Origin of the sequence: Solidesulfovibrio alcoholivorans DSM 5433, assembly GCF_000702665.1 — a bacterium.
GTDB classification, from domain to species: Bacteria; Desulfobacterota; Desulfovibrionia; order Desulfovibrionales; family Desulfovibrionaceae; genus Solidesulfovibrio; species Solidesulfovibrio alcoholivorans.
This window is the reverse complement of sequence record NZ_JNJA01000001.1, coordinates 365,374-392,296: the sequence shown is the minus strand read 5'-3', so window position 1 is coordinate 392,296 and position 26,923 is coordinate 365,374. Positions and strand designations below refer to the sequence as shown.

Sequence of the window (26,923 nt, the reverse complement as noted above, 5' to 3'; positions counted from 1 at the left end):
TCAGGACGCCTGTTTGGGCTTGCCGGCGGCAAGCAGGGCGTCACGGGTGAAAACGGACAGCAGCGGGTAGCCACGCTCGGCCAGGCGTTCCGTGCCGCCTTCCTTGCGGTCGAGCACCGTGACCACGGCCCCGACCGTGAGCCCGGCGTCGACCACGCGGTCGATGACCGTCAACAGCGTGCCGGCCGTGGTGACCACGTCCTCGAGCAGCGCCACTCTGGCTCCCGGGGCGAAATTGGACAGTCCCTCCAGGAACTGGTTGGTGCCGTGGCCCTTGGCGGCCTTGCGCACGATGAACGCCGGCAGGGGCCGGCCGCGCAGATGGGAAACGAGGCTCACGGCCGTGACCAGGGGATCGGCCCCGAGCGTCATGCCGCCGACGCCGACGATGTCCGGCGGCAGCAGGTCGAAAAGCAGGTTGCCGATCAGCCACGCCCCTTCTGGATGCAGCGCGGTCTGTTTGCAATCGAAATAGTAATCGCTCTTGCGCCCCGAGGTCAGGGTGACCTCGCCGGCCCGGTAGGATTTCTCCAGCAGCAGGCTGGCCAGACGAGCGCGCATGGCGCCGGCGTCCTGGCCCTCGATGGAAAAGGACATGAAACTCCCCGCGTGACCCCTTTGTCTCCCCATACAAAAGGCGGCCCGGTTTGAAAAGTGCTTCCGCGCCCCGGCGGGGGGACGGCGTGAAAAAACACGCCGCCGGCCGGAACATTTCCCCAAGCGGTGTCCGCGGCGAGCCGCCGTCAGGACGCCGCGCCGAAGACCCGGGAATAGATCAGGTCCTCATGGGCGAGATAGTACTGCGGATCGAAAAGCGTATCCAGCGTCGCCGGCGCGAGCTTCGCCGCGATCACGGCATCGGCGCGCACGGCGTCGGGAAAGGAAGTGCGTCCCTCCCAGCAGGCCATGGCCACGCGCTGCACGGCCTCGTAGGCCTTCTGGCGATCCAAGCCCGTCTCGATGAGCGCGAGCAGCACGCGCTGCGAATAAAACAGCCCGAACGAAGCCATCATGTTGCGGGCCATATTGTCCGGATTGACCTTCAAATTCTTCAGGATGCCGGTCAGGCGGGCGACGGTGTAGTCGGCAAGAATCGTGGAATCGGGCATGATGACGCGTTCCACGGAGGAATGCGAGATGTCGCGCTCGTGCCACAGCGCCATGTTTTCCATGGACGCCAGGGCGTTGGTCCGCACCAGGCGAGACAGGCCGCAGATGTTTTCCGCGGAAATGGGGTTTTTCTTGTGCGGCATGGCCGAGGAGCCTTTCTGCCCCTTGGCGAAGCCTTCCTCGGCCTCGAGCACTTCCGTGCGCTGGAGGTGGCGCAGCTCCGTGGCCATGCGCTCCACGCCGCCGGCAAGCAGCGCCAGGGAGGTGAAAAAGGCGGCATGGCGGTCGCGCTGCACGATCTGCGTGGAAACCGGGTCCACGGCCAGTCCCAGCCGCGCCAGGGCGATCTTTTCCACGCGTGGGTCGAGGTGGGCGTAGCCGCCCACGGCCCCGGAAATCTTGCCCACCTGCACGCCTGCGGTGGCCGTGGCCACGCGCTCGCGGTGGCGGGTGAACTCGGCGTAAAACGAGGCCATCTTCATGCCGAAGCTCAAGGGCTCGGCATGGATGCCATGGGTGCGGCCGATCATGAGCTGGCCCTTGAAGCGCATGGCCAGATCCTTGATGACCGCAAGCAGCCCGTCGATGGTTTCGAGCACCATGGCCCCGGCCCGGCCGAGCAGCAGGCCACCCGCCGTATCCACGATATCCGAGGAGGTGCAGCCCAGGTGGATGAAGCGGGCAGGCGGGCCCACGCGTTCTTCCACGGCGGTGAGGAAGGCGATGACGTCGTGGCGGGTGGTCGCCTCGATTTCGAGGATGCGCGCCACGTCGAAGCCGGCCTTGTCGCGGATGGCGGCCATGTCCGCGGCCGGGATGCGGCCGAGCTCGGCCCAGGCCTCGCACACGGCGATTTCCACTTCGAGCCAGGCGGCGAAGCGGTTTTCCAGGGACCACAGCGCGCCCATGGCCTTGCGGGTATAGCGCTCGATCATGCGCCCTCCTCGGGATGGCCGCCGTCCTCGCTTTCCTCCTCCTCGGCCAGGGGCACCGAGGGATCGCGGGCAAGCTGGGGCACGGGCACTTCCGTGCCCTTGATCGTGCCCTTGCCGTCCTTCTGAAAGGAGCCGGGGCGGCGTTTGACGTAATCGGTGGCGTAAAAGCCGTTGCCCTTGAGGGCGAAGGCGGAAAGGGAAACGATGCGCGCCGCCGTCGCGCCGCAGGCGCACGTGGCCGGAGCCTTGTCGCCGGCCCGGCGCAGTTCCTCGAACACGCGGCCGCAGACGGGGCATTCGTATTCATACAAGGGCATGGGAGGCCCCCCAGGGGATCACGGGCCGGGCAAGGGCGTTCCCCCGCCCGGTGGCGTGTGCGTCAAAAAAACGAAACGGAAAGGAGCACCGGCGCATGATGCGCGGCAGTCCTTTCGGGCGCGCCCGTCTTTGGGGGCGAGATCCGATACGCCGCCGGACGGCGCACGCTGCCCCGATAACGGAACGCTGCTGCAGGCAGGCTCGACCGCGCGGCAGGGGGGAGCGGCACTCCCCCGGACGAACGGCGGCTAGGCTTTCTTGGCGGCGATGGCCTCGCGGACGCGCTCCTTGAGGCGCTCCTTGCGGCGCTTGCGGCGACGGTCCAGTTCCTTGTGGCGCTCGATCTTCTTGTGCTTGGACATGCTGTTTCCTCCTGTCGGGTGAGAGAACCCGATCCGGTATCGCAATCCGCGCCCTTTGTCCAGTCCGCTTTCCGGCGCGCCGGACGCGGACGCGGGGCCGCGGATGCGCGTCAGTACGATTCGATGGGCGCCACGGGCTCGGTCAGCAGGAATTTTCCCTGCTCGATCCAGCTCTTGAGCGTCTGCGCCACTTCCAGGGACATGGAAAGGCTCGTCACGGGCACGGCCTGGGTCGGCTTGCCGTTGATCAGCACCTCGCCCGAGCGGCAGGCGGCGTAGGTGACGTAGCCGAGCGTGCGCCCGATGCCGATGGGGTAGTCGTGGCCGTAGTCCTTGATCGGCATCTCGATGTCCGCGTCGGACACGCCCGTGAAAAAGGCCATGTCCTCGTTGAGGATCGGGATGGGGATGCCCACGCCCACGGCCATGGACACGCCGTAGCCAAGGATGGACACCGCGCGGATGTAGCGGGGGTTCATCCCCTTCATGTCGCCCTTGAGCATGAGCGTGCCCGCGGCGGAAAGCGGAATGCCGCGCTCGTTGCGCTTGGGCCGGGGATCGTGCTGGGTGCCCGCGCCGATGACGTAGCCGATGCCGCCGCCGAAAAAGATGCGCGTGCCAAGGCCGATGGTCTTCAAGTAGGGATCGTTGAAAAGCGGGGACAGCTCGCCGGCCGTGGCGAAGTTGGCGTTGCGGGCACCCGGTTTGAGCGGCCCCATGTAGGTATAGACGATGCGGCTGGTGAGGTTCACCGCCACGTTGTAATTCTGGTAGCAGTTGCGCGGGTTTAAAAGCGCGGCGTACTTGAGCCCGGCCAGCGTCACATCCTTTTCGAGCTCCCGCCTGGGATAGCAGTCCGTGCCATAAGCCTCGCACCAAAGGCGCACGGCCTTGCCGCGCAGGAGGTCCTCGATGACGTGTGCGCCGCCGTACTTGAAACGGCCGGGATGGATCTTGTTGAGCGGATCCTCCTTGGGCAGCTCCGTCGCGCCGAGGTAGGCGTCCACGGCGGCGAGCCCGGCGTGGGCCGGGATGTTGTTGAGCCGGACCTTCTGCGCCTTGATCACCGGCGGTTCCTGGCCGAAGTTGAACAGCATGCCCGAAGAGCACATGGGCGAAAACGTGCCCGTGGCCACCACGTCCACTTCCTTGGCGGCCTTGACCTTGCCGAGCCGCCGCACGGTCTCGACCATTTCCGCGGCCGTGAGCACCACGGCCTTGCCCTGCTCGATGCGCCGGTTGATCTCGGCGACGGTTTTTTTCACCTCGTGGCTCATGCCGTTCTCCCTCTCGCCGCGCTCGCGCGCGCGGCAGGCGCTCTACTTGGCCCATTTCCGGGCTGAAGGCAACACGAACGGCCCCCCACTTGGCTTCAAGGACGAAATGCGCTAGACTGGCTTTTCCTCGCGGCCTTGGGGAGGGGTCCGGGGTATTTCTTACAACATACCGATATGACAAATTTTTTTGTACTGGCCGGTTGCCGCCCATGCCGCTGACCGCTTCCGGTGGCGGCGTGCTCAAGGACGATTTCCGCCAGCACCTTGCGCGCACCTGCCCCGAGCAGGAATTGCGCCGCTGGTTCGATCCCCTTGACCTTTCGGTCAGCGAATCGGACCACTCCTGTTGCGTCCGCTTTCCCCACGCCTACTTCGCGGCCTGGTTCGAAAGCTCGGCCAAGGAACTGTTCGAAAAGGAAGTACGCCGTTTCCTCGGGCCGGGCTACGCCGTCTCCTACCACAACCGCGCCGGCGGCGACGGCCATGCCGCGCCGCAGCTCGGCCTTCCCGGCGCGGCCGCGGACTTCCCCTTCGGCCACCGGTTCACGTTCGACTCCTTCCTCGTCAACGAAAAGAACCACTTCCCCCTGGCGCTCGCGCGCGAAGTGGCCCAGGGCGGCGAGGTCCGCTACAATCCGTTTCTGGTCTGCGGCCCCTCGGGCGCGGGCAAATCCCATCTGCTGCGGGCCATGGCCAACGCCGCCTCGCGCCTGCGCCCCGTGCGCACCGTGTACTTCGGCTCCGTGGCCGACATCCAGAGCCTTTTTGCCGACGCCGGAACCAGCCGCCACGAGGTGCGCGCCGCCATCGCCGCCAGCCAGTGGCTGTTCCTCGACGAGCTGACCGACCTCAAGCGTTCCCCGGAAATGGAACAGGAGCTCGTGGTCCTTTTCAACGCCTTTCACGACGCCGGCAAGCAGATGGTCTTTTCCAGCCGCGAACGGGTGGGCGCGTGCGACTTCCTCTCCGCCACGCTCAAATCCCGCCTGGAATGGGGCCTCATGGTCCATTTGAAGGCCCCGGACCTCGACGTGCGCATCGCCTTCGTGGAAGCGGCCAACCGCGACAAGCGCCTGGGCCTGGCCCGGGACCGCATCGTCACCCTGGCCAGCCGCTTCGAGGGCTTCCGCCAGCTCGAAGGCGTGCTGCTGCGCATCGAGGCCTTCCGGCGCTTAAGCGGCAAGGAACTCACCGACGCCGAATTCGCCCGGCACATCCGCCTCTCCGAGGACCAGGCCCTGCCGGAAGTCACGCCCGAGCGCATCCTTGCGGTGTGCGCCGAGCATTTCGGCCTGCCCGTGGCCGAGATCACCGGCCAGTCGCGGCGCAAGGAACTCGTGTTCGCCCGCCAGGCCGCCATGGCCCTGTGCCGCACCCTGCTCGGCATGTCCTACCCGGCGCTCGGCAAGGCCTTCGGCGGCAAGGACCATAGCACGGTGCTTTATTCCATCAGAAAGTTTCAAAAAATTCAGGATGATGACAGGGAAACGAAACTTCTTTTCCGGCAATTGGCGAAAAAATGCCGCCAGGGCGGTCCGGCTTGAGCCCAAAACGCGGTGCGCCGTTCCTTCGCGCCTTGGCCGTTCCCAGGAAGTTTCCTTTTTTTATGTGCAATAACAAAGTGTTATCTTCACAAGTGACATACGAGGCCTCCTCTATTGATCCCACTAAAAAATTTCCCTTTTCAATAAGAGAAGATTCCTCAAGAGCCCCATTTCCCGAAACGGGCGTCCAGAGGGCGCCAGCCCTTTGGACGCCGGAGGCTTCAAGCCCGGCTTTCTACGCAACAACGCCGCGCGGCAGCGCCGGTTAAGGAGACGCCCATGCAACTGAAGGTCTTTCGAAACGACATCATCGACGGCCTGCAAAAATCGTCGGCCATCATCCCGGCCAAGACCGGGGCGGCCTTCCTGCGCACCATCTGGCTCGAGGCCGCCTCGGGCGTACTGCGCATCCTGTCCACGGATTCGAGCCTGGAATTCACCGGCCAGTACGCGGCCAAGGTCACCGAGGAGGGCCTTTGCGGCGTGCAGGGCAAGAACTTCTTCGAACTGGTGCGCAAGCTCCCCCCGGGCGAGATCGGCCTGACCCTCGACGCCGCCTCGGGCAACCTGCTCATCAAACAGGGCACGCGGCGCTACAAGCTGCCCGTGTCCGACCGCAACTGGTTCCAGAGCTTCTCGCCCTTCCCCGACGCCGAAGCCGTCACCTGGTCCGGCGACTTCCTCCAGGAGCTGATCGACCGCGTGGCCTATTGCATCTCCGACGAGGACACCATGGAGGCCATGGCCTGCATGTTCTTAAAGCCCGCGCCCGAGGCCAAGGTGGAAGTCTGCGGCCTCAACGGCCACCAGTTCTCGCTGGTCGGGTTTTTCAACGACGACGTCCACGCCCTGCTCCCCGAAGACGGCATCCTCATCCAGAAGAAATACGTGGCCGAACTCAAGCGCTGGCTCACGGCCGACGAAATCGAACTGGCCATCAGCCAGAAGCGGCTTTTCTTTCGCACTCAGCAGAAGGACCCGGCCGACGAGGCCGCCGCGCCCAAAATCGAGACCTTCAGCCTGCCCTTGAGCTATTACCAGTATCCGGATTACAATACCTTCGTTTCCAAGCTCAAGACCGAGGGCGTTTCCACGCTGTCCATCGACCGTCTGGAACTGGTGGACGCCCTGGAGCGCGTGGCCATCTTCAACACCGACAACAACCGCTGCGCCTATTTCCTGTTCGACAGCCCCACCGAACTCTCCCTGCGCAGCCAGGGCCAGGAGGCGGGCGAGGCCGCGGAAACCCTGGAATGCGTCTTTTCGGGCGAACTCGAGAAGGTGGCTTTCCCCACCAAGGACATCATCGACATCCTCGGGCATTTCAACGCCGCCCGCGTGACCCTGACCCTGACCGGGTCGGAAGGCCCCTGCGGCATCACCGGCGAAGAGGATCCCGAATGCCTGGTCATCATCATGCCCATGAAAATTGTGGAAGAGACGTACTATAGCGAGGAAGATATCGCATGAGTCAGGACAAGACGTCGTACGACGCCAGCTCCATCACCGTCCTGGAAGGGCTTTCGGCCGTGCGCAAGCGCCCGGCCATGTACATCGGCTCGACCGATGCCCGGGGCCTGCACCACCTGGTCTACGAGGTCGTGGACAACTCCATCGACGAGTCCATGGCCGGCTACTGTGACCGCATCACCGTGGCCATCCACCTGGACAACTCCGTGACCGTCTCGGACAACGGCCGCGGCATCCCCGTGGACATGCATCCCAAGGAGCACCGTCCCGCGGTCGAAGTCGTCATGACCGTGCTCCATGCCGGCGGCAAGTTCGACAACGAGACCTACAAGGTCTCGGGCGGCCTGCACGGCGTCGGCGTCTCCGTGGTCAACGCCCTCTCGGAGTACCTCGAGGTCACGGTGCGCCGCAACGGCAAGAAGTACCATCAGCGCTACGAGCGTGGCGTGCCGGTCACGCAGCTCACGATTATCGGCGAAGCCGAATCGACAGGCACCACCGTGCGCTTCAAGCCCGACGAGGAGATCTTCGAGACCAACCAGTTCTCCCACGAGACCCTGGCCAAGCGTTTCGAGGAGCTCGCCTACTTGAACCGGGGCCTGGAACTCGATTTCCGCGACGAACGCAGCAACGAACGCGTGACCTACCGTTTCGACGGCGGGCTCAAGCGCTTCGTGGCCGACCTCAACGCCGGCGAACAGCCCATTCACGACATCATCGAGGGCCTGGGGGAAATCGACGGCGTGGTCACGGACTTCGCCCTGCAATACAACGCGAACTACAAGGAAGAAGTCCTCACCTTCGCCAACAACATTCGCACGCGCGAAGGCGGCACGCATCTGGCCGGCTTCAAGACGGCGCTGACGCGGGCGATCAACGCCTATATCGAAAAGGCGGACATCCCCAAGAAATTCAAGCAGAAGCTCACCGGCGACGACGTGCGCGAAGGCCTTACCGCCGTTGTCTCGGTCAAGCTCCCCGGACCGCAGTTCGAGGGCCAGACCAAGACCAAGCTCGGCAACTCCGAAGTGGCCGGCATCGTGGCCAAGGTCGTGTTCGAAGCGATCAACGTGCACTTCGAGGAGAATCCCAAGGACGCCAAGGCCATCGTGGAAAAGGCCGTGGACGCGGCCCGGGCCCGCGAGGCCGCGCGCAAGGCCAAGGAGCTCGTGCGCCGCAAGGGCGCGCTGTCCGACCATTCCCTGCCCGGCAAGCTCGCCGACTGCCAGAGCAAGAACCCCGAGGAATCGGAACTCTTCATCGTCGAGGGCGACTCGGCCGGCGGCTCGGCCAAGCAGGGGCGCGATCCGCGCTTCCAGGCCATCCTGCCGCTTCGGGGCAAGATCCTGAACGTCGAGCGCACGCGCACGGACAAGATGCTCGGCAACAAGGAAATCCGGAACCTCATCACCGCCATGGGCCCGACTCCGGCCATGGGTGAGGAGGACGAGGAAAAGGAAGCCGAGAACTACGCCCGCCTGCGCTACCACAAGATCGTCATCATGACCGACGCCGACGTGGACGGCGCGCACATCCGCACACTGCTTCTCACCTTCTTCTACCGCCGCTACGAGAAGCTCATCCAAAACGGCTACGTCTACATCGCCCAGCCGCCCCTGTACCGCGTGTTTAAGGGCGATTTCGAGCGTTTCATCAAGGACGACGAGGAACTGTCCCAGTTCCTCATGGGCCGCATCGGCCAGGACGTGACCGTGGCTTCCGGCGAAAAGACCTTTGCCGGCGAGGAACTGACCAATCTGCTCGACCGCATCCATGCCCTGGAAGCGCGCATTTACGAGGCGGCCAGCTACGGCCTGCCTGACGACCTGCTCACAGGCCTGCTCGGCTATGATCGCCTCACGCCCTCGGAATTCGCCGGAGACGGCATCCCGCCGGCTCTTGCGGCCTATCTGGCCGGGAAAGGCTACCACCTCGAAATCGAAACCGAGGAACTCGAAGATGAAAAACGGCTCTTCGCCGTGTTCATCAACCAGAAACAGGCCCGGCACCGCATCGCCGTGGAGTTTTTCAGCTCCAAGCTCTACCGCCACGCCCACGAGAACTACGGGCTGCTGCTGGCCGACTGCCCCGAGCTGCCGCTGCGTATCGTGCGCAAGGAGGAATCGCGCGAGGTCCCCGGTTTCTTCGACCTCTACAAGGCGCTCATGGACGATGCGCTCAAGGGGGTCAACATCCAGCGCTACAAGGGTCTTGGCGAGATGAACCCGGAGCAGCTCTGGGAAACCACCATGAACCCGGAAAAGCGCAGCTTCCTGCAGGTCAATATCGAAGACGCGGGCGAGGCCAACGATATTTTCGACCAGCTCATGGGCGAAAAGGTCGAAGGCCGTCGCAATTTCATCGAACGCAACGCGCTGTCGGTGCGAGAGTTGGATATTTAAGGGGGAGAGAAGAGTTGGGGGAAACCTTTCCGGAGAAAGGTTTCCCCCAAGCCCCTTTCCAAAGACTTTTAAAGGGGGGGTGGCTGGTGTGAGCCCGGGTCGGGTTCCAGCAGCGGCGATCCCTTATCCAGAGGCCGGAGGAAATCTCACCGGTCGACGGCAGTATCGGCATACCCATCATGGAGCATACCGTGAGCAATGTGATCAACATCGAGGAAGAGCTCAAGAAGTCCTATCTGGAATACTCCTTGAGCGTCATCATCGGCCGGGCGATCCCGGACGTGCGCGACGGCCTCAAACCCGTGCACCGGCGCATCCTTTACGCCATGCACGAGCTGTCCAACACGTTCAACCGGCCCTACAAGAAATCCGCCCGCGTCGTCGGTGACGTCATCGGTAAATACCATCCCCACGGCGACCAGTCCGTGTACGATGCCCTGGTGCGCATGGCCCAGGATTTCTCCATGCGCGACCCCATCGTGGACGGCCAGGGCAACTTCGGCTCCATCGACGGCGACGCCGCGGCGGCCATGCGGTACACCGAAGTGCGCATGTCCCGCCTGGCCGGCGAATTCCTCGCCGACATCGAGAAGGAGACCGTCGGGTTCCGGCCCAACTACGACAACTCCTTAAACGAACCCGAGGTCCTGCCGACCAAGGTGCCGAACCTGCTCCTAAACGGTTCCTCGGGCATCGCCGTGGGCATGGCCACGAACATTCCTCCCCACAACCTGGGCGAACTCTGCGACGGCCTGCTGCACCAGCTCGACAACCCCCACTGCGACATCAAGGAAATCATCGGTCTGGTCAAAGGCCCGGATTTCCCCACGGGCGCATCCATCTACGGTGGCAAGGGCCTGATTGAGGCCTATACCACCGGTCGCGGCAGCATCAAAATCCGGGGCAAGGTGGAGATCGAGGACCGCAAGAAGGACTTGCAGGCCATCGTCATCCGCGAGATTCCCTACGCGCTCAACAAGTCGTCGCTGGTGGAAAAGATCGCGGCACTCATCAACGACCACCGCATCGAGGGCGTTTCCGATCTGCGCGACGAATCAGACCGTCGCGGCATCCGCATCGTGCTCGACCTGAAAAAGGGCACCATCCCGGACATCGTCATCAATGCCCTGTACAAGTACACGCCGCTTGAGACGTCTTTCGGCATCAACATGCTGGTCGTCGCCGACAACCGGCCGGCATTGCTCAATCTGCAACAGGTACTCGAGCACTTCCTGTCCCACCGCCGGGAAGTGGTCCTGCGCCGCACGGCCTTCGACCTGCGCAAATCCGAGGAACGCGCCCACATCCTCGAAGGCCTGCGCATCGCGCTGGATAACATCGACGAGGTCGTGTCCATCATCCGGGCGTCCAAGAACGCCGTGGAAGCGCGGGAACGCCTGATGGAACGCTTCGGCCTGTCCGAACGGCAGGCCCAGGCCATCCTGGACATGCGCTTGCAACGCCTGACCAACCTCGAGCGCCAGAAGCTCATCGACGAGTACAACGAACTCATCAAACTCATCGAGTACCTGCGCTCGATCCTCGAAAACGAGGAAGTGCTGCGCGGCGTCATCCGCGACGAGATCACGGAGATCAAGGAACGCTACGCCACGCCGCGCAAGACCGAAGTTCTCGAGGACCTCGAAGGAATCAACATCCTCGACCTCATCCCCGACGAGGACGTGGTCATCACGCTGTCGCGTCGCGGCTACATAAAGCGCACCAAGATCGACAACTATCAGCAGCAAAAACGCGGCGGCAAGGGCGTGGCCGGCGTCTCCACCTCGGGAGACGATTTCGTCCAGTCCTTCTGCGCCACCACCAACCATCAACAACTGCTGCTTTTTACCAACCTCGGCCGCATGTTCATGCTGCCCGTGCACCAGATTCCCGAGGGACAGCGCACGGCCAAGGGCGCGCACATCGCCAACCTGCTGCCCATGGACAAGGAGGAATTCGTGGCTACGGCGCTGGCCATCCGAGAATTCTCCTTCGAGCGCTATTTCCTGTTCGTGACGCGCCGTGGCATGGTCAAGCGCTCCTGCACGGACCTCTACAAGAACTGCCGCAGCACGGGCATCATCGCCGTGACCCTCAAGGAAGGCGACGAGTTGCTCACGGTCAAGGAAATCGACGACAAGGCCGAGGTGCTGCTTGCCACGAACCAGGGCCTTTCCAACCGCTTCCACATCTCCGGCATTCGGCCCACCGGCCGCGCTGCCGCAGGAGTCAAGGGCATTGCGCTTAAAGGAACCGACCGTGTGGCCGCAGGGGTCATCATGACCGGCAACGGCCGCGACGAAGTGCTGACCATCTCGGCCAACGGCTACGGCAAGCGGACCTCCGTCGAACATTATCCGGTGCGCAACCGCGGCGGCATGGGCGTCATCAACATGCGTGTGACGCCGAAAACCGGGCAGGTCATCGGCGCGGTCATGGTCAGCCCCGAAGACGAGATGTTGCTGCTCACCTCGGCCAACAAGATCATCCGGCTTTCCGTTTCAGGCATCAGCTCCGTGGGCCGCGCGACGCAGGGTGTCATGCTCGTGCGCATGGAGGACGACGTCACGGTGACCGGCTTTGATCTGGTCGATCCCAACGACCCCGAACAGTGTCCTTCCAGCGACGCTTCCTGATCGCCATCGCGTTTGCCGGCCTGTCCTTGCTGCTTTTGGGGCAGGCCGGCTGTCGCGAAAGTGGCGAAGACGAGACCGCTTCGATCGTCGCCGCCCGGTCTGCCTTCATCGACGGCGAATACCTGCGCGCCGAAGAGCGTTACGAAAAGTACCTTCAGGCCAATCCCCAAGGGAACTACCGCCTGGAAGCCTGGGAACGCCTTGCCGACATCAGCCAGTATGTGCGCAATGCCCCGGCGAAGACGGCAAAACTTCTCGAATCCTCGCTCCTCGAATACGGCGGCGACCCGGAAACGGCCTCTCTGCTCCTTTTGCGCGCGGCCCGGATGCGCACCGCGCTCAAGGAATACGACAAGGCCGGCAGCCTCTACGCCAAGCTGCTGGAGAACGACGCGCTGTCCCAGGCCCTGCGCGTCGATATTGTCCTCGAGTACGCGCATTCCCGCCTGGAGGCACACGACGACGCAGGAGCCCTGGCGCTCTTGCGACAAACCTTCGCCACACCCCTTGCGCCGGAACTCAAGGCGAAATTGACTCTGGAGCTTGGCCTGTTGCAGCTGCGACTGGGGCAGAAACCTCAGGCGCAAACCCTGCTGCGCGAAGTCTACGAAACGGACGCATATCCCCAGGCCCTGCGCGCCAGTGCCGGATTTGCCCTGGCATCCCTGCTCCAGGAAAAACGCGAAACGGCAGCGGCGGCGCAAATTCTGGAATCGCTGCGTCCGCTCTATCCCAATCCCCAAGTCATCGAGCAGCAATTGAAGGCGCTGCATTCCAATTCAAAATGAAGTATATTTTGAGTTACTATTTGAACTTATTAGAATTTTCTGTGATGTCGCCAGAAACCCTGTCTATGGTTCCTACTAGGTGATTTTTCTAGGAACGTTTTTTGCTCTGAAAATAGGCGTGGTTTTTGCGCCTGGCAAAACAAGGTGTTTCCGGCAAAACGCCTCGTTTGCCTGGATCGTTTTTTTCAGTATGTTAAACAAGCATCAGAACCGGTCGCGGGTTTTGAAAATGCCAACTGACGGGCGGCAAAGGGCACGACAAGCGTCGCTATTTCCAGTATTGGTGCCACCATCCTTTACGTGCGATGAAATTTCTAGCCGCTTTCAGGGCGGCCCCCCCGGACAGACGCGAATCACCCGCTTGCGGTGATGGCGCGCACGGTTTGCGCAGGCGGGCGAAATTGCCATGGGACTGGATATTTTTCGCAAACTGACTTCTTCCAAGGAAGAAGACCAGATACGGCAAAAAAATGCCGCCATCCTCGATCTTGCCCTTCTGCAGCGGTCGAAGATCCACATCCAGTTTGACGAACGCACGTCCAATCTCAAAGGCGTGTCCGGTACGATCATCGCTCTCAATAACAGTGGCCTTGTTCTGGAATTGAGCGGCTTGTCCAATATCAAGGAACGCTTTGTCGATCAGACCATCACCTGTTTTTTCCGTATTGTGGAACGCGAAGACCGGCACCGGGAAATCTTTTACAATTTTACGACCACGATTCTACGCGTCCGCCAACTCCCTGACAAACTGCCACAGATCGCCGTCGCCTTTCCGACCTCCCTGCAAGGAGCGCAGCGCCGCAAAAGCCTGCGCATGAAACCGAATCTTGAGCAGTTTTCCCATATCGCACTCTGGAAATACGACGCCAGCGGCGGCTTTGACATCGCCAAACCGACCATCGGGCATTCGCATTTCAAGGCCAACCATGCCATACTGGACAATCTTTCCGCAGGCGGGTTGCGCCTTTCCCTGCACAGGTCGCTGCTCAAGGAACAGCAGCTCGATCCCCAAAAGGGGCATCGGTTCATCTTCTTTTCCACGTTTGCCGAAGAAATCCCCAGATTGCGCAAGGAATACTGGCTCGTGTGCAAGATAAACAACGTGCAGCGCGATCCCGTTTCCGGCGAAGTCGTCATGGGCCTGGAATTCATCGCCAACGGCGTACGCCAGGAGGAAAGCGGCAAGGTGGAATGGAGCAAGATCACGGACAACGTCATCGACGACCTCGCCCAGCGTATTTATGAGTGGCATATTGCCCTCTACCGCAGTAAAGGGCTCGCGGGCTAGCGCTTGCCAGCATCTACGGAACTTCCATGAACGACACCCATTGCCTTTTCACCGGCTATCAGGGACGTCACGTGCACCTTGGCGTGACCGGCTCCATCGCGGCCTTCAAGGCGCTTTCGCTTATGCGCCGCCTGCTTGCCGCCGGCGTCTCGGTCGGCGTCACCCTGACCGAGGCGGCCACGCATTTCGTTACCCCCCTTTCCTTCGAGGCCCTGGGGGCCGATCCCGTGCTGGCAGGCATGTTCGCCTCCGAGGCCGCTTCCTTCGCCCATCTCGGCCCGGCCCAGGCCGCCGACACTTTTGCCGTGGTACCGGCCACGGCCAATACCATCGCCCGCATGGCCCACGGCATGGCCGACACGCTTCTTTCCTGCCAATTGCTGGCCTTCGAGGGACCTGTCGTGGTCGCGCCGGCTATGAACCCGCGTCTGTGGAACGCCACGGCCACCCAAGCCAATTGGGAGACGCTTCTTGCGCGCGGCGTCATCGGCGTGACGCCCGACTGCGGCGAAATGGCCTGCGGCGAAACGGGTCAGGGCCGACTCGCCGAAGAACACGCCATTGGCATGGCCATCCTGCGCACGCTCACGCCGCAGGACATGGCCGGGAAAAAGGTGCTGGTCAGCCTAGGGCCCACACGCGAATATTTCGACGCCGCCCGCTTCTGGTCCAATCCCTCGACCGGGCTCATGGGCGCATGCGTGGCCATGGCCGCCTGGCTGCGCGGCGCGGACGTGACCGTGGTCCACGGCCCTGTCTCCTGGTGGTTTCCGGAATCGGTGCATACGGTCGCCGTCACTTCCGCCGCCCAGATGTACGATGCCTGCCTCGAAGTCTGGGGGCAAAGCGATTACGGCGTCATGACCGCCGCCGTGGCTGACTTCGCGCCCACTCCCCTGCCCGGAGGCGGCAAATTCAAGAAGGAATCGGCTGACGAAGGTCCCCCCCTGGTCTTTTCGCCCACACGTGATATTCTTTCTGCAATGGGGCAATCCAAAATGCCTGGGCAGACACTGGTCGGATTTTGCGCGGAGACCGAGAAACTCCGTGAAAACGCCCAGGGAAAACTCACACGCAAACGCTGCGACATCATCATCGCCAACCCCATCGGCAGCGTTGAAGCAGGGTTCGCTTCTTCCAGCAACACCGCCCTGGCCCTTGCTGCCGACGGGCGCGAGGAAACCTGGGAGAAACTGCCCAAAACGGATATGGCCTGGAAAATATGGGACTTCACGATTCCCTCCTAGACGTTCCCGAACGCCTGCGCATCTGGCAACTGGCCGGAGTGCGCTATTTTTACCTCGATCCCGAAGCACAGACCGTTTCTTCGCCGCAACCGACACAGGTTTTCTCGGCGGCCGGCGAGTCTTGCGCACCGGAAGACCCTTCCGTCTCCCCTGCCGCAGCGGCTGCGCCGGACGCCGTCTCCGACGACCCGGCCTCCTGGCCCGCGCCCTGGCCCGCGCTTTTCGCCAAGGCACCGACCCATCCGGCCTTTGTCATCACCTATGCCGCCCTGGGCGAGGACATGACCGGCCACGCCGACCCCAGGCGCGGACCGCTCTGGCGTAAACTGCTCGTATCCTGCGGCCTTGCCGGGAAAAACGCCGTGGCCTTCTGGCCCATGCACCTGCCGGATTCTGACGATCCGCAACGCGATCAGACGATTTTTCTTGCTGGGTTGCGCCTGCTTGGCCCACGCGTGCTGGCCGTGTTCGACCCGGCCATGGGGGATATGCTCAAGGCGCAACGCCTGACCGATGTTTCCCTGCAACTCTTGTCCTTGCCCGATCCCGATACCCTGCTCCAAGGCGACAAGGAGGTCTGGGACCATGTCGTGGCGTCTTTGGCTTCACCTTGAACTGCTCTTTTGCTTGCTTTTCACCGCGACGGTGGCGCAGGCTGCCTCTGACAAGGCCGCGTCCCGTGACACATCCCTTACGGCCATCACCCTCTCCCTCGACGGCGCCATCACTCCGGTAGCGGCTGACTTTCTCGACGAAGGCCTGCTTGTTGCCGACAAACAAGGCGCAGCCCTCGTTCTTGTACAACTCGACACTCCGGGGGGCAGCGTGGAAATCATGCGTCGCATGGTTAAATCCATTCGCCAGTCGCCTGTGCCGGTTGTCCTCTATGTCGCGCCGTCCGGCGCGCGCGCGGCCTCGGCCGGGGTCTTTCTCATGGCTGCGGCGCAAATTAACGCCATGGCCCCGCAGACGACCATCGGTTCGGCTTCGCCCGTAGGCCTTGGCGGCGAGGACATGGGGAAAACGATCAACGCCAAGGTGCAAAACGACCTGACGAGCCTGGTGCGCTCCCTGGCCGAGGCCACGGGCCGCGATGCCACGTGGTACCAGCGCGCCGTGACCGAAGCGGCCAACATGACCGCCGCGGAAGCCGTCAGCCGGCGCGTCGTGGACTACCTTGCCGTGGACCGTACCGACCTGCTCGAACAGATCGGCAAACGCGGCCTTGCCACAGACGGTGCCGTCCTGCGCTTCACACCGTCCCAGGTGCGCATTGTCACGCAGGAACCGTCCTGGCGGCATGCGTTCCTCTCCTGGCTGCTCAATCCCCAGGTCGCCTACATCCTGCTCCTTATCGGCGTGGCCGGCGTCTTTTTCGAGCTTTCGACCCCAGGAGTCATTTTGCCGGGTGTGGCCGGAGGATTGAGCCTGCTGCTCGCGCTCTACGCCTTGTCCGTGCTGCCGACCAACGCCGCCGGCCTGCTTTTGCTTCTCTTCGGCGGCGGGCTCTTTCTGCTGGAAATCCATGTGACGAGTTACGGATTGCTCAGCCTCTCGGGGCTGGCGGCGCTTTTTTTCGGCTCGCTGCTGCTCTTTCGTGGCCAGGGCGTGGACGGACTGCCCCTTTCGCTCATTGCGCCGACGGTCATCGGTGTCTGCGTCCTGCTTTCCCTTGCGGTCTGGCTGCTGGCCAAGGCACAGCGTCTGCGCCCCCGCACGGGCGTCAGCGAGCTTGTCGGCAAGGCCGCGCAGGTGCGGCACTGGAGCGCCAACAGTGGCAAGGTCTTTTTGCACGGGGAAATCTGGGACGCCGTCCTCGAACCCGGTACAAGCGCTGTGACACCGCAATCCGGCGGCACGGTCCGCGTTGTCGCGATCAAGGACATGCTTCTTGTCGTTACCGTCGATACCGACGGACGAGCCTGAACGCCCACTAACGCTTTGGAGGAAGCCATGTTTACATTTCTACCTCTGGCGGCCATTGTCCTTTTTCTGGTTTTCGCCTCGCTCCGCGTCCTCAATGAGTACGAGCGCGGCGTCATTTTCCGTCTCGGCCGCGTAATCGGGGCCAAGGGGCCGGGGCTTATCCTTCTTTTTCCTGTCATCGACCGCATGACGAAAGTCTCGCTGCGCACCTTCGCCATGGATGTGCCCAACCAGGACGTCATCACCCGCGACAACGTGAGCATCAAGGTCAATGCCGTGGTCTATTTCCGCGTCATCGACCCGATCAAGGCCATTCTCGAAGTCGAGGACTACATGTACGCCACATCGCAGATCTCCCAGACGACCCTTCGCAGCGTGTGCGGCGGCGTGGAGCTCGACGAGATCCTTGCCCACCGCGACAAGGTCAACGAGCAGGTCCAGTCCATCCTGGACCAGCACGCCGGCCCCTGGGGCATCAAGGTCGCCAACGTGGAACTCAAGTACATCGACCTGCCCCAGGAAATGCAGCGCGCCATGGCCAAGCAGGCCGAGGCGGAACGCGAACGCCGGGCCAAGGTTATCAACGCCGAAGGTGAGTTCCAGGCCGCCACCCGTCTGGCCCAGGCCGCGGAAATCATCGCCGTGCGCCCGGAAGCCCTGCAATTGCGCTATCTCCAGACCATGCGCGAGATGGCCTCCGAGAGCCATGCGGCTACAATTTTGCCTATCCCTCTTGATTTTATCCGGGCTTTTTTTCATGTTCCAGCCCACGGCGGACAGGACGGAAAGGTACCTGTCCCGAACGCCGCACCCCTGAGCCCGGCTTTCGCCGCAGAAACCGAAACCAGCGTGCAGGACACGACTCAAGACGGCGACGCGTGATCCCGCCGATGGGCCACGACCGCCTCGCAGATGCGAGCGTGCAACCGCCACCCAAAGGAACCATGAACATCCTTGTAACCGGCGCGGCCGGATTTATCGGCTTCCACCTGTGTCGCCGTTTCCTGTCCATGGGCTTTACCGTCACCGGCCTCGACAACTTGAGCCCGTACTATTCCGTGGCGCTCAAGCAGGACAGGCTGAAGATTCTCGGGGAGAACCCGGCGTTTACGTTCGTCAAAGCCGAAATGGCCGACCGTGCCGCAATGAACGCCCTGTTTGACGCCAGCGGTTTCACGCATGTTGTCAACCTGGCCGCGCAAGCCGGCGTACGGCACAGCCTGACGCACCCCGACGATTACATCAACGCCAACATCATCGGCTATTACAACATCCTGGAAAACTGCCGCCACCACAAGGTCCAGCATTTTGTTTTCGCTTCTTCCAGTTCCGTCTACGGTCTCAATACGACGATGCCGTTTTCCGTGCACGACAACGTGGACCATCCTATCAGCCTCTATGCGGCGTCCAAGAAATCAAACGAACTGATGGCCCACTCCTACAGTTATCTTTTCGGTCTTCCCTGCACGGGTCTGCGCTTTTTCACGGTGTACGGTCCCTGGGGTCGCCCGGATATGGCCCTTTTTCTCTTTACCAAGGCCATCCTTGAGGACAAGCCGATCCAGGTCTTCAATGAAGGCCGTATGGAGCGTGATTTCACCTACATTGATGACATCGTCGAAGGCGTCGTCCGCGTGACGCTCAATACGGCGACACCGAATCCGAGCTGGAATCCTGCCACGCCCGATCCGAGCACCAGTGTCGCCCCCTATCGTCTCTATAACATCGGCAATAACAACAGCGTCTCCTTGATGCGTTTCATTGAATGCATCGAACAGGCTTTGGGAAAGAAAGCCATTATGGAGATGCTGCCTTTGCAACCAGGCGACGTTCCGGCCACCTGCGCCAATGTGGACGATCTCGTCCGCGACGTCGGATTTCAGCCCGGCACGCCTCTTGAAACAGGCATAGCGCGTTTCATCGAATGGTATCGTGAATATTATTGCTCTTGATATTGACAGGATGCGTACAGTCACCTAATCCTTTCCAAGCAACCAATGAAACCGCCTGAAGGACGGACTCGGGAGATGGAATTCCAGACCACGAAACGTGATCTTGAAAAAGTTTTCACGCTCATCCAGAGCCAGGTCGCCGAAGCGAATCTGCCTGAAGAAGAATCTGTCAATCGCCTTGTTCGGTTGGCTCGCAAGATGCACCAACTGGCAGATGAGGATTGGATGGACGAAGCTGAGGACTTTTCGCATCTCGCCGGCCAACTGCTCAATGCCGTGAAGAAGCATGACGTGGAAGGCTGCGTCATGCTCGTCGAATCCCTGGACGACGCCCAGGCGTTCTGCCACCGCACGTTCCGCGACTAGACCGTCTGTTTCACGTGAAACAGCACCCGGCGTCGGGATATTCGGAGAGGGCCGCTTGCGGCCCGGGAGGAACGGCATGGCGCGCGTGATTGTCATCGCCAACCAGAAAGGCGGGGTGGGTAAAACCACCACGGCCGTGAACTTGGCCGCTTCCCTGGCGGTCATGGAAAAAAAAACCCTGCTGATTGACTGCGACCCGCAGGCCAACGCCGGCAGCGGGTTGTCCATCTACCCCGAAAAAGTCAGCGAAAATCTCTACTCCGTGCTCTACGAACCCGAGCGCGCCGCCCAGGCCGTGGTGGGCACGGAACTGCCCTGCCTCAAGGTGCTGCCGTCGGGTCCAGACCTTGTGGCCGCGGATATCGAGCTGGTGGACAAGCCCCGGCGGGAATACTACCTGCGCGCCGTGGTCGAACGGCTTGCCGACGCCTACGACTACGTGCTCCTCGACTGCCCGCCGTCGCTTGGCATCGTGACGCTCAACGCCCTGTGCGCGGCCACGGAAATGCTCGTGCCGCTCCAGTGCGAGTACTACGCACTGGAAGGTGTGGCCCAGCTCCTGCGCACCTACGACCAGGTGCGCAAGCGTCTCAACAACCGTTTGACCCTGCTCGGCGTCGTGCTCACCATGTACGACGGCCGCAACAAGCTCAACCGCCACGTCAAGCGCGAAGTCTGGAAGTGCTTTCCGAAGCTCTATTTCCAGACGCTTATCCCCCGCAATATCCGTCTGTCCGAAGCACCGAGCTACGGCAAGCCCGTGCTTACCCACGACATCAAGTCCCGGGGCGCGGAAGCCTACCTCTCTTTGGCCCAGGAAGTGGTCCGCCGCCAGCCCGTGGGCGCGTAGAAAATTCTTCCGCGCGCAAAAAAGGCCGCCCCTCGGGACGGCCTTTTTTGCGTGGGAAACAGCAGTGTTCAGCAGCGTTCGACATACGGCAGGCATTCCACAGTGAGATGCTTCTTGAAATGCTTTTTGAGCACCAGGGACTTGCAGGTCTGGCACTGGAAGGTTACGAGTCCTCCGAGATTGGCGTTTCGCAACCGGAACTTGCGCGGTTCGTCCGCGCGCCAGTCCGGGGTGGACGCGCCGCAATGGGCGCAGGAAACGTCGTAGGCCGGCGGATAGGTGAAATCCCAATACTGGAGCAGTGTTTCCCATTCCGCCATGGGCTCCGGGCGTTCTTCGGGTTCCGGACGGCAGGCGGGGTCCAGGACGTAGAGCGCCTTCGTCAGCCGCGGCAGCACGTCGTCGCGGACCTTGGCCCAGAGTTCGGGGCTAAGAAGCAGGCCGCGCGGCGCGCCGGCGGCATCGAACAGTTCCAGCAGATGGGGCGAAATCGGGGGCACGGATGTCTCCTTGGGCGGATGGCGGAGTGTCGCCTGCCGCGCGAAATAGATGCATTTCATGGTAGCGCATGGGCCGGCCGCGTCAAGGGCGATGCCGGGGCATGGAAGTCGGCGGATCGCGAAACGAACTACTGTTGCCTGAAAAGCGGCACAGTGTTTCAAAACACGAATGACCTTTGCAAGACGGATGAGCCTTCCAGGACGTGGCGCGTGCGCATGTCTCCTGGAGGGGAGTCCAGAGGGCAAGAACCCTTTGGCCGTCGGAGGCATCCTCCCCGACCGGCTTGCATATGCAAAAAGGAAAACGCGCATGGCGCAGGCGCAGAAGGGATTGGGACGGGGACTCGAGGCCCTGCTTGGCGGGTACCGGGAAGAGGAAGCCAAAGAACAGGCGAGCACTTTGCCCCTTGCGGCCGTGCGGCCCAATCCACAGCAGCCCAGGCGTGATTTTGCGCCCGAGGCGCTGGAGGAACTGGCGCAGTCCATCCGCGAACAGGGGCTGCTCCAGCCCGTGCTCGTGCGCCCGGTTGCAGGTTCTGGGACCGTCAGCCACGAAATCATCGCGGGCGAGCGCCGCTGGCGCGCGGCGAAACTCGCCGGCTTGACCGAGATCGCGGTCATCGTGCGCGAGGTGGATGACGAACAGATGTTCGCACTGGCGCTCGTGGAAAACCTCCAGCGCGAAGATTTGAACCCCATGGAAGAGGCGTCCGGCTACCAGCTCCTCGTCGAGCGCTTCGGCCTGAGCCAGGAGTCCCTGGCGAAAAAGGTGGGCAAAAGCCGCCCGGCCGTGGCCAACAGCCTGCGCCTGCTCCAGTTGCCCGAGCCCATGCGTGCGGATCTTGCCGCCGGTGCGCTGACGGCCGGTCACGCGCGCGCCCTGCTCGCGCTGACGGACCCCGAATTGCGCGAATCGCTCTGGCAGCGGATGCGCGAAACCGGGTGCAGTGTGCGCGAGGCCGAGGAGGCCGTGGCCTACGCCAAGGTCAACGGTGCGTTGCCGCAACAGCGCGCGGAGGCGAAAAAAGCCGAGACGCGCCGGGAAAGGACGCGTACGGTCAAGGACAAGGCGTTTCAGGAACTGGAAGGGCCGCTGACGCAAAGCGCGGGCGTGCTGGCCAAGGCTTCGGGCACGCCGGACCATGGCAAGATCACGTTCCATTTCAGTTCGCGTCGCGAGCTCGAAGGCCTGCTCGACCATTTCGGGTTGGCCGGATTGATCGCTACGGGCGCATCGGGCGAATGACCCGGGTGTTCGCGCCGCAACGATGGATGCGACTGGTCCGCCACGGATGCGGGCCGGTGGAAAAGTCATGCGCCCCGGCGGCGCGGCAAAGGCGGGAACTGTTTTGAGCGACAAGGAAAAAGGACAGGCCGCCGGCTGGCGGATCGACAAAGGCGACGCACCGGGTGTGCTCGTCCTGGCCGGGGAAATCGATTTTTCCGTGACGCCTGCCGTGCGGGAGCGCCTGCTGCAACTGACGGAAAAGGAGACGGGTGACCTCGTCCTGGACATGGCCGATCTGACCTACATCGACAGTTCGGGACTGGCCCTGTTGCTCGAGGCGCGCAGGCATCTGCAGGAAAACGGCCGGAGCGTGCGCATCCGTTCCATTGCGCCGCAGGTGCGCAAACTGCTGCAACTCACCCAGCTCGGGGAAATGTTCGGTCTGCCCGAAGAGGCGTAGGCGAAGGCGGCATGGCGGGCGGCGGCGGCGAATCCGGAATGCTGGTCTGGCTGGTGATGCGGCTTGGGGGCTGCATCCGCGACGCCTTTCTTCCCTGGCGGCGCGCCAAGGCCTACCAGCGTTCGCGGCTGTGGACGCACATGGCCTGGATCGGCGCGGATTCCATGCCGATCATCAGTATCATCTCGGCCTGCGTCGGCATCATCCTGGCGCTGCAATCCGCGACCCAACTCGAAAAGGTCGGCGCGCTCAGCTACGTGGCCAACCTTGTCGGCTTTTCCATCGTCACCGAGCTCGGTCCCCTGCTCGTCTGCCTGATCCTGGCCGGACGGGCCGGCGCGGCGTTCACGGCCGAGATCGCCACCATGCGCATTTCCGAGGAGATCGATGCCCTGGAAGTCATGGGCATCGACCCTGTGCGCTTCCTGATCTGGCCCAAGTTCGCGGCCATGTGTGTCATGGCCCCCCTGCTCACGCTGTGGGGCGACGCCGTGGGCATCACGGCCGGCGGCGTGTTTTCCGCCCTGGCTCTGGGGCTGCCGGGCAAGGCCTATTTCCTCCAGACGGCCAATTTCCTGGGCATGCGCGATGTGGCCGCGGGGCTCATCAAGAGCGCGGGTTTCGGCATCACCATCACCATCGTCTCCTGCTGGCAGGGCCTGCTCGCCCGGGAAGGCGCGGCCGACGTCGGCCGGCGCACGACAAGGGCCGTGGTGCAATCCATTTTCCTCATGATCCTTTTGGATTTGTTTTTTACCGCACTCAATTATATCTTCCGCTAGAAAAGGAGGAACGCCGTGTCCGGCCGGCAGGGATCGCCAGATATCGCGCTTGACGCCGTGAGCGTCGGCTACGGGGAGCGGATCGTGCTTTCGGGCGTGACCACCACCCTGCCCGCCGGCAAGGTCAGCGTCATCCTCGGCGGCTCGGGCTGCGGCAAGTCCACCCTGCTGCGCAACATCATCGGCCTGGTGCCGATCAAGACCGGGCGGATCGTGCTCGGCGGCAGGGACATGGCCGCCATGGACGCTGCCGAACGTTTGGCCATGCGCCGGCGCATGGGCGTGCTCTTCCAGGACGGCGCGCTGCTCGGGTCGATGCGCCTGGGCGAGAACATCGCCCTGCCCCTGCGCGAACACACCGACCTCACGGATTCGCTCATCGAGGAGGTCGTGCGCCTCAAATTGCGCCTTGTCGGCCTGGCCGATTTCATGGACTATTTTCCGAACGAACTCTCCGGCGGCATGCGCAAGCGCGCGGGGCTGGCCCGGGCCATGGCCCTCGACCCGGCCGTGCTCCTGTGCGACGAACCCACGTCCGGGCTCGACCCGATCACGGCCGCCGAGATGGATCAGCTCGTGCTGGAACTCAAGACCACGTTCGACATGACCATCGTCGTGGTCACCCACGACCTGGAAAGCCTGAGCGCCATTGCCGACCATGTCGTGGTGCTCAACCAGGGCAAGATGCTTTTCGAGGGCACGTTGCCCGCCCTGGCGGGATGCGGCGATCCGTTCATCCGGCAGTTTCTGGACAGGCAGCCGTCGCGGGAAAGCCGCGTGCTGTCGGAAAGCTGGTCCTCGCTGGTGGCGCGGCGGCGCGAGGCTGTCGCCGCGGGCCGGGGAAGAGGGAGAAGCGCATGCTGACGGCGAAAGCGAGCCGGTCCGATTACGCCAAGGCCGTGGGCACGCTCCTGCTCGGTTTGTGCATCCTCGGCGCGTTCATGGTCGTGCTCGGGGGCAACTGGTTCTGGGTCAAGTACGACAAGTACGATATATTCTTCACCTCGGTGAAGGATTTGAGCCCCGGGCGCACGGTGAAATACGCCGGTCTCGACATCGGCCGGGTGGAAGCCATCGACCTCGACCCGACCAATCCCAAACGCATCGCCGTGCGCATCGCCGTGCGCGCGGGTTTTCCCCTTTACGCCGGAACCGTGGCGCGCATCGCGCAGAAAGGGCTCGTCGGCGACTACTATGTGCTGCTTGAACTGCGCGGCGACCCGGGCGCGCGCCTAGCGCCGGGTGCGGACATCCCTTCCGTGGCCACCCTGGACATGCAGGAGCTCGCGGCCAAGGCCGGCGACCTGCTCGACGACGTCAGCCCCAAGATCAACGGGATCGCGGACAACATCGCCAAACTGTTTACCGAGGAAAACACCGAATCCCTCAAACGCGCCCTGGAAGGCACGCCTGCGCTGGTCGCGGACCTGCGCCGCGCGGCCAATGATTTTCGCAAGAACTGGGACACGCTTTCGACCAAGGGCGGCAAGGCGGCGGAAAGCCTTGACGCAACTTTGCAACGCACGGAGAAAGCCGTAACCGTCATCGAGGGCGAGCTGACCAAGACCTTGCGCGATTTTCGCAAACAGGCCGACGGTGTGGGCGGGCTCGTGGGCGACGTGCGCCAGGGTTTCAACTACGACCAGGAACAGCTCGAGGACATCCTCAAAAACCTCAACCGGACGAGCCGGGAGATCCGGGAGCTTGCGGGCCGCTTGCGCGAGCGCCCCTGGGAACTGCTCCGGCCGCCCTCGGGAAAATGAGCATGCGTTTTTTCGCCAGATCGTTGACGCTCGTTGCCGGGCTTGCGTTGGCCGCGTCGCTTGCGGCCTGCTTCGGCAAGCCCCCTCCTCCCCAGCGCTACCTGCGCGTGGAACTGGCCCAGGCGCCCTGCCCCGGCGACACCGGCCAGCAGCATCGCCTGCCGCTCGGGTTCAAGGGCCTGACCACCATGGAGAACCTGGACCGCACCGCCGTGCTCACCGCCCGCGACAGGGTGCTCACGGCAAGCCTCGAATACTATTGGGAAGGCCCGCCCCAGGACGTCGTGGGCCGGGCGCTGCGCCAGGGCATCGAATGCGCGTCCACGGGACTTACGCCCGTGGATTACCAGCCGCGCGTGGCGCATGACGCGGTGCTTACGGGACAGGTGACGGCGTTCAACGTCGAAGAGACCGAAGGCGGCCGTTTCGTGGTCTCCATGCACCTCGACCTGTGGACGAAGAACATGGGCGCGCGCATTTCGTCGGGGGACTTCAACGCCTATGCGCCGCTCGAGAACTTTGGCGGCGATACCATCGCCCGTGCCGCCGGCGACGCCCTGGGCCGTATCGTGCCCAAGGTCGTGGACTGGCTGGACGGCGGCATGCCCAAGCTGCAAAAAGCGTTGGAAAAGTAGCGGAGCAAGGCCATGTTCCAGGTCATCGGCTGGATCGCCGAGCAGCGCATCGAGGAATCCATGCGCCGCGGCGAATTCGACAATCTCGCGGGCAAGGGCAGGAAGATCGTTTTCGAGGACGATTCCATGGTTCCCGAGGATCTGCGCATGGCCTACAAGATGCTTAAAAACGCCGGCTACGTGCCGGAGGAGTTCCTGGAGGAAAAAGAGATCGTCACGGCCACGGAACTCCTCGCCGCGGCCACGGACGAACAGGAACGCTACCGGCAGATGCAAAAGCTCAATCTGCTCGTCCTGAAGGTCAATGCAAGGCGCAGGCGGCCCGTGAACCTGGAAAAGGAACAGGTCTACTACCAGAAGGTCGTGGAGCGCATTTCCGTCAAGCCTCGGAACGAAACGGCGCAATGCCCGAAAGAAGCAACGCGCACGCGGACTCGCTGATCCGCGTTTCCTCCCCCTCCGCTTCCCCGCATGCCAGCAGATGGCCCGTGATGGCCAGTTCCGTCAGGCCGTGCACCATGGCCCAGACGGCCATGGCCAGGGCCTGTACGGGCATGTTCCGGAAAAAACCGTTGGCAATGCCGCGCTGCATGGCCGCAGCCAGGGCGTCGTAGGCGGCCTGACCTGCGGCGGCCAGTTCAGGCTGGCCGCCGACGCCCGGTTGCGGCTGGCCGAACATGAGCCGGTACATGGCCGGATGCTCCCGCCCGAGGGTGATGTAGCCGCGGCAGGAGGCCAGGAATTCCTGGCAGGAGTCCAGGGGATGCGCGGCGGCGGCGGCCGTCAGCGCGGCGGCGAGCCGTTCGAATCCCCGCGCGGCCAGGGCGGCGAGCAGGTCGGCCTTGTCCGTGAAATGCCGGTACGGCGCGGCATGGCTCACCCCGGTTTCCCGGGCCAGTCCGCGCAACGACAGACCGTCGATGCCGACGGACTCGAGCAGCTTTTCCCCGGCATCCAGCAGCGCCAGGCGCAGATTCCCGTGGTGATAAGCGGGATTCGGTACGTGGGTCGTCATGAGGGTGCATTGCACCAAAAAATGTTGACAATGTCCACATAGAGCCCTAGCGAATGTTTCCATCGCCAA

At 63.0% G+C, this 26,923-nt stretch carries 26 protein-coding genes; 20 read left to right on the top strand and 6 right to left on the bottom strand.

Annotation, left to right across the window (positions count from 1 at the left end; translation table 11 throughout):
- From pyrE to Q368_RS0101765, 4 genes are all read right to left on the bottom strand, one after another.
- Complete coding sequence (pyrE, locus tag Q368_RS0101785) at positions 1-597, bottom strand: orotate phosphoribosyltransferase (RefSeq protein WP_043784694.1); 597 nt, start codon at positions 595-597, stop codon at positions 1-3.
- A gap of 146 nt (positions 598-743) precedes the next feature.
- The gene (purB, locus tag Q368_RS0101780; protein ID WP_029457020.1) at positions 744-2,045 is read right to left on the bottom strand and encodes an adenylosuccinate lyase; all 1,302 of its coding nucleotides are present in this window, start codon (positions 2,043-2,045) and stop codon (positions 744-746) included.
- The gene (locus Q368_RS0101775; RefSeq protein ID WP_029457019.1) at positions 2,042-2,362 is read right to left on the bottom strand and encodes an FmdB family zinc ribbon protein; all 321 of its coding nucleotides are present in this window, start codon (positions 2,360-2,362) and stop codon (positions 2,042-2,044) included. Before Q368_RS0101775 ends, purB begins: the two co-directional genes overlap by 4 nt.
- 473 nt (positions 2,363-2,835) lie before the next feature.
- Entirely contained in the window at positions 2,836-4,002 is a 1,167-nt protein-coding gene (locus Q368_RS0101765) for a homocysteine biosynthesis protein (protein WP_029457018.1), read from the bottom strand.
- A 209-nt stretch (positions 4,003-4,211) separates the two neighbouring features.
- Here Q368_RS0101765 and Q368_RS0101760 point away from each other — a divergent pair, with 209 nt between their 5' ends.
- From Q368_RS0101760 to Q368_RS0101700, 13 genes are all read left to right on the top strand, one after another.
- Positions 4,212-5,546, top strand: coding sequence for a DnaA/Hda family protein (locus tag Q368_RS0101760; protein ID WP_029457017.1), 1,335 nt, complete (start codon positions 4,212-4,214; stop codon positions 5,544-5,546).
- Between the two features lie 279 nt (positions 5,547-5,825).
- Entirely contained in the window at positions 5,826-7,016 is a 1,191-nt protein-coding gene (dnaN, locus tag Q368_RS0101755) for a DNA polymerase III subunit beta (protein ID WP_029457016.1), read from the top strand.
- Positions 7,013-9,418 (top strand): DNA topoisomerase (ATP-hydrolyzing) subunit B, encoded by a 2,406-nt coding sequence (gyrB, locus tag Q368_RS0101750; protein ID WP_029457015.1) that lies wholly within the window; start codon positions 7,013-7,015, stop codon positions 9,416-9,418. The genes dnaN and gyrB overlap by 4 nt, the downstream gene beginning before the upstream one ends.
- Before the next feature lie 179 nt (positions 9,419-9,597).
- Positions 9,598-12,054, top strand: coding sequence for a DNA gyrase subunit A (gyrA, locus tag Q368_RS0101745; RefSeq protein ID WP_029457014.1), 2,457 nt, complete (start codon positions 9,598-9,600; stop codon positions 12,052-12,054).
- A complete protein-coding gene (locus Q368_RS0101740; RefSeq protein WP_052359969.1) occupies positions 12,030-12,842 on the top strand; it encodes a tetratricopeptide repeat protein in 813 nt (270 codons plus the stop codon). Before gyrA ends, Q368_RS0101740 begins: the two co-directional genes overlap by 25 nt.
- Before the next feature lie 406 nt (positions 12,843-13,248).
- Positions 13,249-14,130 (top strand): PilZ domain-containing protein, encoded by an 882-nt coding sequence (locus Q368_RS0101735; RefSeq protein WP_029457012.1) that lies wholly within the window; start codon positions 13,249-13,251, stop codon positions 14,128-14,130.
- Positions 14,131-14,156: 26 nt separating this feature from the next.
- Complete coding sequence (gene coaBC, locus Q368_RS0101730) at positions 14,157-15,377, top strand: bifunctional phosphopantothenoylcysteine decarboxylase/phosphopantothenate--cysteine ligase CoaBC (protein WP_029457011.1); 1,221 nt, start codon at positions 14,157-14,159, stop codon at positions 15,375-15,377.
- Positions 15,353-15,991, top strand: coding sequence for a hypothetical protein (locus Q368_RS0101725; RefSeq protein ID WP_029457010.1), 639 nt, complete (start codon positions 15,353-15,355; stop codon positions 15,989-15,991). The genes coaBC and Q368_RS0101725 overlap by 25 nt, the downstream gene beginning before the upstream one ends.
- Complete coding sequence (locus Q368_RS0101720) at positions 15,963-17,303, top strand: NfeD family protein (RefSeq protein ID WP_052359968.1); 1,341 nt, start codon at positions 15,963-15,965, stop codon at positions 17,301-17,303. Before Q368_RS0101725 ends, Q368_RS0101720 begins: the two co-directional genes overlap by 29 nt.
- Before the next feature lie 27 nt (positions 17,304-17,330).
- The gene (locus Q368_RS0101715; protein ID WP_169740585.1) at positions 17,331-18,185 is read left to right on the top strand and encodes a slipin family protein; all 855 of its coding nucleotides are present in this window, start codon (positions 17,331-17,333) and stop codon (positions 18,183-18,185) included.
- A gap of 62 nt (positions 18,186-18,247) precedes the next feature.
- Positions 18,248-19,255 (top strand): NAD-dependent epimerase, encoded by a 1,008-nt coding sequence (locus Q368_RS0101710; protein ID WP_029457007.1) that lies wholly within the window; start codon positions 18,248-18,250, stop codon positions 19,253-19,255.
- Between the two features lie 75 nt (positions 19,256-19,330).
- A complete protein-coding gene (locus Q368_RS0101705) occupies positions 19,331-19,621 on the top strand; it encodes a GAK system XXXCH domain-containing protein (RefSeq protein WP_029457006.1) in 291 nt (96 codons plus the stop codon).
- Positions 19,622-19,697: 76 nt separating this feature from the next.
- Positions 19,698-20,471, top strand: coding sequence for a ParA family protein (locus Q368_RS0101700; protein WP_029457005.1), 774 nt, complete (start codon positions 19,698-19,700; stop codon positions 20,469-20,471).
- Positions 20,472-20,539: 68 nt separating this feature from the next.
- Here Q368_RS0101700 and Q368_RS0101695 read toward each other — a convergent pair whose 3' ends face one another.
- Positions 20,540-20,971, bottom strand: coding sequence for a hypothetical protein (locus Q368_RS0101695; protein WP_029457004.1), 432 nt, complete (start codon positions 20,969-20,971; stop codon positions 20,540-20,542).
- Positions 20,972-21,281: 310 nt separating this feature from the next.
- Here Q368_RS0101695 and Q368_RS0101690 point away from each other — a divergent pair, with 310 nt between their 5' ends.
- The 7 genes from Q368_RS0101690 (at position 21,282) to Q368_RS0101660 (ending at position 26,280) form a co-directional block, all read left to right on the top strand.
- Positions 21,282-22,217, top strand: a complete 936-nt coding sequence (locus Q368_RS0101690; protein ID WP_029457003.1) for a ParB/RepB/Spo0J family partition protein — start codon at positions 21,282-21,284, stop codon at positions 22,215-22,217.
- A gap of 103 nt (positions 22,218-22,320) precedes the next feature.
- The gene (locus tag Q368_RS0101685) at positions 22,321-22,659 is read left to right on the top strand and encodes an STAS domain-containing protein (RefSeq protein WP_029457002.1); all 339 of its coding nucleotides are present in this window, start codon (positions 22,321-22,323) and stop codon (positions 22,657-22,659) included.
- An 11-nt stretch (positions 22,660-22,670) separates the two neighbouring features.
- The gene (locus tag Q368_RS0101680; RefSeq protein ID WP_029457001.1) at positions 22,671-23,441 is read left to right on the top strand and encodes an ABC transporter permease; all 771 of its coding nucleotides are present in this window, start codon (positions 22,671-22,673) and stop codon (positions 23,439-23,441) included.
- 15 nt (positions 23,442-23,456) lie between these two features.
- Positions 23,457-24,305, top strand: coding sequence for an ABC transporter ATP-binding protein (locus Q368_RS0101675; RefSeq protein ID WP_029457000.1), 849 nt, complete (start codon positions 23,457-23,459; stop codon positions 24,303-24,305).
- Positions 24,299-25,204: an MlaD family protein gene (locus Q368_RS0101670; protein ID WP_029456999.1), complete on the top strand. Its 906-nt coding sequence runs from the start codon at positions 24,299-24,301 to the stop codon at positions 25,202-25,204. The genes Q368_RS0101675 and Q368_RS0101670 overlap by 7 nt, the downstream gene beginning before the upstream one ends.
- Positions 25,205-25,206: 2 nt before the next feature.
- Positions 25,207-25,839 carry a hypothetical protein gene (locus Q368_RS0101665; RefSeq protein WP_029456998.1) on the top strand — a complete coding sequence of 211 codons (633 nt, stop codon included), beginning with the start codon at positions 25,207-25,209 and terminating at the stop codon, positions 25,837-25,839.
- 12 nt (positions 25,840-25,851) lie between these two features.
- Complete coding sequence (locus Q368_RS0101660) at positions 25,852-26,280, top strand: DnaJ family domain-containing protein (protein ID WP_052359967.1); 429 nt, start codon at positions 25,852-25,854, stop codon at positions 26,278-26,280.
- Here Q368_RS0101660 and Q368_RS0101655 read toward each other — a convergent pair.
- Positions 26,219-26,854, bottom strand: coding sequence for a TetR/AcrR family transcriptional regulator (locus Q368_RS0101655; RefSeq protein WP_043784688.1), 636 nt, complete (start codon positions 26,852-26,854; stop codon positions 26,219-26,221). The two genes, Q368_RS0101660 and Q368_RS0101655, sit on opposite strands and share 62 nt — an antisense overlap.
- Positions 26,855-26,923 lie beyond the last annotated feature (69 nt).